We start from the raw sequence: 8338 nt of genomic DNA on the forward strand, positions 1-8338 counted from the left end.
GATCAGGTCTTCTACGGTTTTCGGTTTGGATTTCAGGCTGTCGACCAAACGGGTGAAAAAACCGCGCTGGGTATGGACGGGAAATGCCAGCGAACCGCAAACGATCGTGCCGATGAGAACCAAGGCACCGCTCCTGACATTGACCAGAATCGGTATGTCGCCCATGACATGGCGGGCAAAGAGGAAAAAAAAGACCATTCCAATGGATAAAAGGCAGTTTCTTGCCACGTTATAAATCCTCCTACGGGTGGTGTTCGCGTCCGTTCTATACTATAAGCAAATGGCGACGATTGATTGCGTTGTTTCTAATTTCCTTTTTTCTAATCTTTATTTCTAAGCAGTTTTTGTGCCACGAAGCAGGACGCTCGAAAACAGTGTCCAAAGGCACGATTTCGGGCTCAAGCGATTTTTTGACCGGGTACAAATTGCCGAGTCGGCAAGCTATCCCGGCAAATAGGGACCAGGGGGTGTTGATATGATCCATCCGGAAAGCGTGGCCGTGATCTGCGGTCTGTGCAGCGCCCTGGTCTGGGGGGCGGGCGATTTTGCCGGCGGCTTTGCCTCCCGACGGGGAAACGCCCTCACCGTAATCCTCTTCTCTCAGTTGATTGGCGGCACCCTTCTGGTTTGTCTGGCGGCCGTTTTTGCCCGGAGCATGCCACCGGCCAGGCACCTGTTGTTCGGCGGGTTGGCTGGAATCTTCGGCGTGTTAGGCCTGGTCGGCCTTTACAAGGGGTTGGCCCAGGGACGGATGGGGCTCGTAGCACCGCTGTCAGCGGTGGTGACAGCCCTGGTTCCCATGACCTTTTCATTGATGGTGGAGGGCTTTCCCGGCTGGCTGCGAACGACCGGTTTCGGAATCGCCATGGCAGCAGTTTGGTTTCTTTCTTCTCCCGGGGATAAATCTAAAATCGCACCCGGCGAACTGCGGCTCTCGATTTCTGCCGGTTTGGGGTTTGGCCTGTTTTTCATTTTCATGGATCAGGCCAGCAGCCAGTCTGTCCTTTGGCCTCTGGTGGCTGCCCGTGCGGCGGCCATCGCGTTGATGTTCACGATTCTTGCCACGACACGTCGACTGGCGCCACCACCCAAGGGTCAGTTCGTCTTTATCGCCCTGGCAGGCATACTAGACACTGCAGGCAACGCCGCCTTCGGAATGGCCGCCCACCTCGGGAGGCTGGACATTGCTGCTATACTGGCCTCCCTCTACCCGGCGTCGACCGTGTTGCTGGCCTGGCTGGTGTTGCGGGAGGGGCTGGGCCGGCGGCAGTGGTTTGGGGTGGCCAGTGCCGGGGTGGCACTGGTGTTGATCGCGATTTAGCCTCCATCGGAGATAGGATCTATTTTAAATAACAAACCACAAATGATAAATCTCAAATAAATTCCAAATTACAATATCCAAATCTCAAAAAAGGCAAAAACCAACCGTGGATTTTCATTTCAATTGCTCCAATCTTAACGAAGCTGTAAATAGTCGAAAATCCCCCGATATGGTCATCCCCGCGTAGGCGGGGATCCATAAGTTTCAGATAGATTTAGACGCCCGCCTCCGCGTGAGTGACACTGTTTGTGACTTTTTACAGTTCCATCAATATTGACGATTTAGAACCCTTTTCTTCAAGATCACCAGGTTTAGAATTTTGATTTTGGCGGGTGTGATGTTTTGGTCATTTAGTTTTTGTTTATAGTAATTTAAACAAGGCGACAATCGTGTGACGGTGAACGCCCACAACGGGTAGATTTTGGTTCCTGGCAAGACTCGAGCGAGTTGGCAACCGCAGGCATAGTGAGCCTATTCCGAGGATTGCCGACGAGCGAGTACGCCGCCAGGGGCCGAAGGATGACTGTTGTGGACATTCACCCTAGCCGTGGAGTGCCTTGCCTGTAGCCTTCAACGCCACCTCCAGCATGATTTCCGCCAGAGTAGGGTGGGCGTGAATGGTGTCGGCGATATCGGCCACGCTTAGGTTGTTGCTGACCGCCAGGGTGCCTTCTCCCAGCAGGTCCGTGGCGTGGGGGCCGATGATGTGAACGCCCAGCACCTTGCCGCTGCCGCTCTCGGATATGATAGTGGCCTGACCGGCCAGCTCACCGATGACCTGAGCTTTGCCGATGGTACGGAACAGCGCGGTATCCGCGCGGGCATCGATCCCCTGCGCTTTGGCCTGGGCCTCGGTGAGCCCCACGCAGGCCACCTCCGGCATGGTAAAAATGGCCCCGGGCACCGCCGTGTAGTCCATGGCGCGGTCGCGACCCATAGCATTTTCCGCCGCCAGCATAGCTTCGGTGGAGGCCACGTGAGCCAGCATCACCCGCTCCGGGCCCAGCACGTCGCCGATGGCGTAAACGCCCGGAACGCCTGTCTGCAGTCGGTCGTCCACCGGTATCCACCCCTTGGCATCCGTCGCCAGACCGAGCGTGGACAGGCCAATATCTTTGGTATTGGGCGACCGGCCGATGCACACCAGCGCTTGCGCCACCGTCTCCGTCACCGGGACCCTGTCCTTTTCCTTCAAATCCGATGCAAAGGGGGAGGGGCCGATGGTCACCGCCAGGCCGTCGCCGTGCCCCTCGATCGATTCCACCACCCGGTTGACGTAGAATTTGATCTTGCGTTTTTTCATCTCCCGCTCCAGCACCTTGGAGCAGCCGGCATCCACCGACGGCAGGGGCAGCAGGCGGTCCAGTGCCTCCACGACAATCACCGCAGTCCCCATGGCGGACAGGATGCAGGCGAATTCGCAGCCGATCACCCCCCCGCCCACGATAACCATGGATTCGGGTACCTGCTCGATCTCCAGAATGTGATTGCTGGACAGGATCAGCCGGCCGTCAAAGGGAAAGGCCGGGACCGAAAACGGCTGGGAACCGGTGGCGATGATCAGCCGGTCCCACTCCCAGCGCTGCACCTGGCCGTCTTCACCGGTGGCCGATGCCTTGCCGGGACCGTCGATATGGGCGCTGCCGCGAACCAGTTTGACCTTGTGGTGGGCCAGCAGACCTTCGATACCCTTGATCTGAGTGGAAAGGACCTGTTGTTTGCGGGTCATGAGCTGTTGCATGTCCAGCTCGGCGCTGCCATCCAGACGAATACCGAATTGACCGGCCTGGTGGAATCGTTCAAGCATCTCGGCAGTGGTTTTCATGATCTTCGAGGGAATGCACCCCCAGTTCAGACAAGTGCCGCCGACCTGCTCTTTTTCCACCAGCGTCACCGTTGCGCCCAGCTGCGCTGCACGCACCGCCGCCACATACCCCCCCGGGCCGGCGCCCAGGACTGTCAGACGTGTTGCCATGTGCCTATTCCTCCTCGGTGTCCGTCCAGAAACATCATCTTGCGGCCCAGGCCTGTGTTCTCCCGCCCTTGAAGTCCTCGACGTAGCGCTGCTACGCCAGTGGTTTCAAGGGTGCTGCGGTCTTTGCCTGCACCAAAAGCTACCATTTCTGGATGGACACGCCTTAGTTTGTTTCGAACCCGAAGATCGGTCCGCCGCAACAACCCTTCCAGTCAGTTAAGCGCAATTAATGTCTTTTTCAACCTTTTTTCAACATTTTTTTGCCGAATACTTCAATTTTTTAAAAAATGTTTGACAGATCCATCATGCTCGACTAATAATTTTCAGTATCCGCCTAACATTGATGGATGCGTAAAAGGTCGCATTTCCGACGGATTCGTAAAAATGCCGAGATCAAGGCTTGCGGGCCGCGAAAGCGAGCTATAGCGAGCGGGCAGTATATTGATCTTCATCATTCCGGCGAACATTCATGTTCCATCCTGAGAATACCGCTACCGCGGGTGCCGAAGGCAGCGTACTTAAGGTACGCCGCAGTGACGATGGATGAAGCGTAACGCAGATATCGGCTTTTTTACGAACCCGTCAGCATTGAAAGGCCATCGATGAAAGTCGACGATCTAAACATTTCCATCGTCCGCCATCTGCGGGAGGGCCGGAAGTCCTACAAAATCATCGCAGAGGATCTCGGCGTCTCCGAGAATACCGTCAGATCACGGGTCAGCAAGCTGGAAGAGGAGGGTGTGCTGGAGATCGTCGGTCTGGTGGACCCGGAAAAGGTTCCGCGACACCGGGTCGTGATGGTGGGCGTCAAGCTGACCACCATGGACCTGGTCAAAAAAGGCGAGGAATTCAGCCGCGTTCGCGGGGTGGTGTCAGTAAGCGTCGTCACCGGCCGGTTCGACCTGATCCTCATGGTTCTGCTCAAAGAGGGCTTCGGTCTGCTGGAATTCTACACCGAAGAGGTTTCCCGGCTGGAGGGCGTACAGTCTGTGGAAACCTTTGTGGTTTATAAAAGTTACAACCTCAAGGTGCCGTATATATTTTAAAAGCAGTGTTAAGTGTGAAGTTTTAAGTGTTAAGCAAATGCAACACCCATCCTTTATAAAAATGACGGAACACTTCACGCTTAAAATTTAACACGTCGTTTATTAACAAGGAGAAGCCGTCATGACCACAGACATCAAAACCACACCCCTCAACAGCTGGCATCGGCGTCAAGGCGCCAACATGGCCGACTTCGGCGGCTACGACATGCCCTTGTGGTATTCATCGGTTAAAGACGAACATTTGGCCGTACTGACGGGTGCCGGCGTATTCGACACCAGCCACATGGCGGCCGTCACCGTCGCCGGATCGGGAGCCGCTGATCTGCTCCAGTATTGTTTTACCAATGATTTAAAGGCCTGCATGGGACCGTCCAGAAAGCCCCTGTCGCCGGGCCGATGCGTGTATGGCGCCTTTTTGGATGAAAACGGCCATACCATCGACGACGCGATTGTCTTTTTCGTGGCGGCGGGCAGCTACATGGTGGTGGTCAACGCCGGTATGGGCGGGGCCGTTGCCGACCACCTGCGGCGCAACCTAAACGGGCGGGACGCTTCGGTGACCGACCTGTCCGATCGGCTGGGCAAGATGGACATCCAGGGGCCGGCGGCGGCCAAGATCCTCGGTAAGGTTCTGGCCGATCCCAAAGCGGTTTTTGCCGGCATGCCCTACTTCTCCTTCAAGGGACATTTTGACCCCGCATCGCCACTTGCCGATGCGGTTCGTCTGGACGACGGCACCCCCATTCTGCTGTCGCGCACCGGATACACCGGCGAATTTGGCTTCGAGATGTTCCTGGCACCCGACAACATCCAGGGCCTGTGGGAACGCCTTCTTGAAGCCGGCAGTGGGTACGACATCAAGCCCTGCGGCCTGGCAGCCCGGGACAGCCTGCGTGCCGGCGCCGTGCTGCCACTTTCCCACCAGGATATCGGGCATTGGCCATTCATCAATCACCCCTGGCCCTTCGCACTGCCTTTCACGGCAGACCAGACCGGGTTCACCAAGGATTTCATCGGACGGACCGCCCTTGAGAAGCAGACAGATTTCTCATTCACTCAGGCCTTTGCTGGCAAGGATCTGCGCAAAATCTCAGCCGGAGAAGACTCCCGTGTCATCGATGCCGACGGCCAAACGATCGGAACCGTTCTCACCTGCGCCACAGACATGGGCATCGGGCGTCACAACGGCGACATTTTCAGCGTTGCCAGCCCGGACAAGCCCGACGGATTCAAAGCCAAGGGGCTTTGCTGCGGCTTCGTCAAGGTCAACCGCAAGCTGTCCGTTGGCCAGCACGTGGACATTGCCGACAACCGGAGAACGATCACCGTCACCATCGTGGACGATATTCGCCCCCACCGCACCGCCCGCAAACCGATGGCCGACATGCTCTAAGCGCGGACACGACACCGCTTGATATATAGAAGAAAAACAATCACAGGGAGGGAAAACATGAAAGCAATCAGCGAACTGAATCTACCGGAAGACGTGCGATACACCGATGACCATGAGTGGGCTAAAAAAAACGGGGACGTGGTGCGCATGGGTATTTCCGACTATGCCCAGGACCAGCTGGGAGACATCGTGTTTGTGGAGCTGCCCGAGGTGGGCAGCAGCTTCGCCAAGGGTGACGAGTTCGGCACCGTGGAATCGGTCAAAGCCGTGTCCGAGCTCTACATGCCCATCGGCGGTGAGGTGACGGCCATCAACGAAGCCCTTGCCGATGCGCCCGAACTGGTCAACAGCGACCCCTACGGCGGCGGCTGGATGATGGAAATCAAAGCCAGCGACCCCGCCGAACTCGAGGCCCTGAAATCCAAGGCCGACTACCTTGAGATGCTGAAAGGATAAACCATCATGAGATATCTGCCCCATACCGAAGAAGACATCCAACAGATGCTTGAGGTGGTGGGCGCGGCGGATCTGGACGCATTGTTCTCCAGTATTCCCGACGACTGCCGCCGGAAGGAAGCGATGAACCTGCCCGACCCGCTCACCGAGTGGGAGCTAAACGGCCATATGGACTGCATGGCCGCCAGCATGGGCGCTCCCCCGTTCCACAAGGTGTTCATGGGCGCCGGCAGCTACCATCATTTTATCCCCGAAATCACCCGTCAGCTGCTGCTGCGCAGCGAGTTTTTCACCGCCTACACGCCCTATCAACCGGAGATCAGCCAAGGCACCCTGCAGACCATCTACGAGTACCAGACCCTGGTGACCCGCCTGCTGGGCATGGATGTGGCCAATGCCTCCATGTACGACGGTGCCTCGGGACTGGCCGAAGCCCTGCTGATGACCATCCGGGCCACGCGGCGCAAAAAGGTGGCCGTGTCCCGGGCTGTTCACCCCCTGTACCGCAAGGTGGTGGAGACCTATTTTGCCCCCACCGGCTTCGAGGTGGTCGAACTGCCCGTAAGCAAAGACGGCCGCACCGACCTCTCCGGCCTGGCCGACCTGGGTGAACTGGCCGGCGTGGCCCTGCAGAGCCCCAATTTCTTTGGCTGCATCGAGGATCTGGAGGCTGCCGGGAAAACCATTCACACCGACAAGAAAACCCTGTTCGTGGTCGCCTTTTCCGAACCGCTGGCCTACGGCCTGCTCAAGAGCCCCGGCGCTTGCGGGGCGGACATCGCCTGCGGCGAAGGCCAGAGTTTCGGCATCCCCCAGAGCTTCGGCGGGCCCGGCCTGGGCATGTTCGCCGCCAAGCAGCAGTATGTGCGCACCATGCCCGGACGCCTGATCGGCAAAACCACGGACCGCGACGGCAGAACCGGCTTCGTGCTGACCCTGGCCACCCGCGAGCAGCACATTCGCCGTGAAAAAGCCACCTCCAACATCTGCTCCAACCAGGGGCTGTGTGCCACCGCCGCCACCATGTACATGGCGGCGTTGGGCGGCACGGGCATCCGCGAACTCTCCCGGCTCAACCGCGACCGGGCCGAGTACCTCAAAGCATCACTGGCCAAGGAAGGACACGCCTCGCCGTTCAGTGCGCCCACCTTCAACGAATTCGTGGTGCGCTTTCCCAAAGGCTTTGCCGACACCTGGAAGGCCCTGCTGGAGAAAAAGATCGTCGCCGGACTGCACCTGGCCCCCTACTATCCGGAACTGTCCGACTGCTGGTTGATGTGTGTGACCGAAACCATCGACCGAAACACGATCGATGCACTGGTAAAGGAGGTGGCCAAATGAAAAACCAAATAAAAGACCCAATTAAAGATAAGATGGGAACCACCGGCCTGATTTTCAACGAGCCCCTCCTCTGGGAAAAAGGATCCCCGGGGCGCAAGGGAATGTCACTGCCCCGCCGCGACGTGGACGAGACCCCGCTGGACGATGCTTTGGTCGGTGATGGCCCGGATTTTCCGGATCTTTCCGAACTGGATGTGGTGCGCCACTTCACCAAGCTCTCCCAGTGGAATTTCGGCGTGGACAGCGGCATGTACCCGCTGGGTTCGTGCACCATGAAATACAACCCCAAGACCAACGAACGCCAGGCGTCCATTCCCGGATTCGCCGGCGCCCATCCCCTGCTGCCGGAAAGCCTCTCCCAGGGCGCCCTGGAGCTGATGTATGACCTGCAGGGCTACCTGGGTGAAGTTACCGGCCTGCCAGCCGTATCGGTGCAGCCGGCCGCCGGCTCCCAAGGCGAATTGACCGGCATGCTGATCTTCGCCGCCTACCACAAAAACCAAGGCAAACCGCGCACCAAGGTGCTCATCCCCGACACGGCCCACGGCACCAACCCGGCCAGCGCCGCCCTGTGCGGCTTCACGTCCGTGGGCGTCAAATCCGGTCCGGACGGGGTCCTGTTGCCCGAATCGGTGGCCGAACTCATGGATGAGGACACCGCCGGAATCATGATCACCAACCCCAACACCCTGGGACTCTTCGAAGACAACATCCGCCAGGTGGCGGCCATCGTTCACGAAAAGGGCGGACTGGTATACGGCGACGGCGCCAACATGAATGCGGTCATGGGCATCGTCAACATCGGC

7 protein-coding genes and 1 pseudogene are annotated in these 8338 nt (G+C 58.1%); 6 read left to right on the forward strand and 2 right to left on the reverse strand.

The window, feature by feature from the left end; translation table 11 throughout:
- On the reverse strand, window positions 1–228 hold a 228-nt coding region (locus ABYV26_RS15495; protein ID WP_372682264.1), incomplete at its 3' end, for a hypothetical protein.
- Between the two features lie 247 nt (window positions 229–475).
- Here ABYV26_RS15495 and ABYV26_RS15500 point away from each other — a divergent pair.
- Window positions 476–1321, forward strand: a complete 846-nt coding sequence (locus tag ABYV26_RS15500; protein ID WP_372682265.1) for an EamA family transporter — start codon at window positions 476–478, stop codon at window positions 1319–1321.
- Between the two features lie 541 nt (window positions 1322–1862).
- On the opposite strand, the gene lpdA is transcribed toward ABYV26_RS15500, so the two are convergent.
- Complete coding sequence (gene lpdA, locus ABYV26_RS15505) at window positions 1863–3296, reverse strand: dihydrolipoyl dehydrogenase (RefSeq protein WP_372682266.1); 1434 nt, start codon at window positions 3294–3296, stop codon at window positions 1863–1865.
- Window positions 3297–3898: 602 nt separating this feature from the next.
- On the opposite strand from lpdA, the gene ABYV26_RS15510 reads away from it, so the two are divergent.
- From ABYV26_RS15510 to ABYV26_RS15530, 5 genes and pseudogenes are all read left to right on the forward strand, one after another.
- Window positions 3899–4342, forward strand: coding sequence for an Lrp/AsnC family transcriptional regulator (locus ABYV26_RS15510; RefSeq protein WP_372682267.1), 444 nt, complete (start codon window positions 3899–3901; stop codon window positions 4340–4342).
- Between the two features lie 121 nt (window positions 4343–4463).
- Window positions 4464–5735, forward strand: a complete 1272-nt coding sequence (locus ABYV26_RS15515) for an aminomethyl transferase family protein (RefSeq protein WP_372682268.1) — start codon at window positions 4464–4466, stop codon at window positions 5733–5735.
- Between the two features lie 57 nt (window positions 5736–5792).
- Window positions 5793–6191 (forward strand): glycine cleavage system protein GcvH, encoded by a 399-nt coding sequence (gcvH, locus tag ABYV26_RS15520; RefSeq protein WP_372682269.1) that lies wholly within the window; start codon window positions 5793–5795, stop codon window positions 6189–6191.
- 6 nt (window positions 6192–6197) lie between these two features.
- On the forward strand, window positions 6198–7532 hold the full coding sequence (gene gcvPA, locus ABYV26_RS15525; protein WP_372682270.1) for an aminomethyl-transferring glycine dehydrogenase subunit GcvPA: 1335 nt from the start codon (window positions 6198–6200) through the stop codon (window positions 7530–7532).
- A pseudogene (locus ABYV26_RS15530) lies at window positions 7529–8338 on the forward strand (aminomethyl-transferring glycine dehydrogenase subunit GcvPB); the annotation flags it as partial. The gene gcvPA and the pseudogene ABYV26_RS15530, both read left to right, overlap by 4 nt.

This window comes from Desulfosarcina sp. (assembly GCF_041551955.1).
In the GTDB taxonomy this organism is placed as follows: Bacteria; Desulfobacterota; Desulfobacteria; order Desulfobacterales; family Desulfosarcinaceae; genus Desulfosarcina.

What these genes read in the sequence shown, in the direction of transcription:
- lpdA (WP_372682266.1), bottom strand. Translation starts at nt 3,296, where the DNA reads ATGGCAACACGTCTGACAGTCCTGGGCGCCGGCCCGGGGGGGTATGTG.
- ABYV26_RS15500 (WP_372682265.1), top strand. Translation starts at nt 476, where the DNA reads ATGATCCATCCGGAAAGCGTGGCCGTGATCTGCGGTCTGTGCAGCGCC.
- gcvH (WP_372682269.1), top strand. Translation starts at nt 5,793, where the DNA reads ATGAAAGCAATCAGCGAACTGAATCTACCGGAAGACGTGCGATACACC.
- gcvPA (WP_372682270.1), top strand. Translation starts at nt 6,198, where the DNA reads ATGAGATATCTGCCCCATACCGAAGAAGACATCCAACAGATGCTTGAG.
- ABYV26_RS15515 (WP_372682268.1), top strand. Translation starts at nt 4,464, where the DNA reads ATGACCACAGACATCAAAACCACACCCCTCAACAGCTGGCATCGGCGT.
- ABYV26_RS15510 (WP_372682267.1), top strand. Translation starts at nt 3,899, where the DNA reads ATGAAAGTCGACGATCTAAACATTTCCATCGTCCGCCATCTGCGGGAG.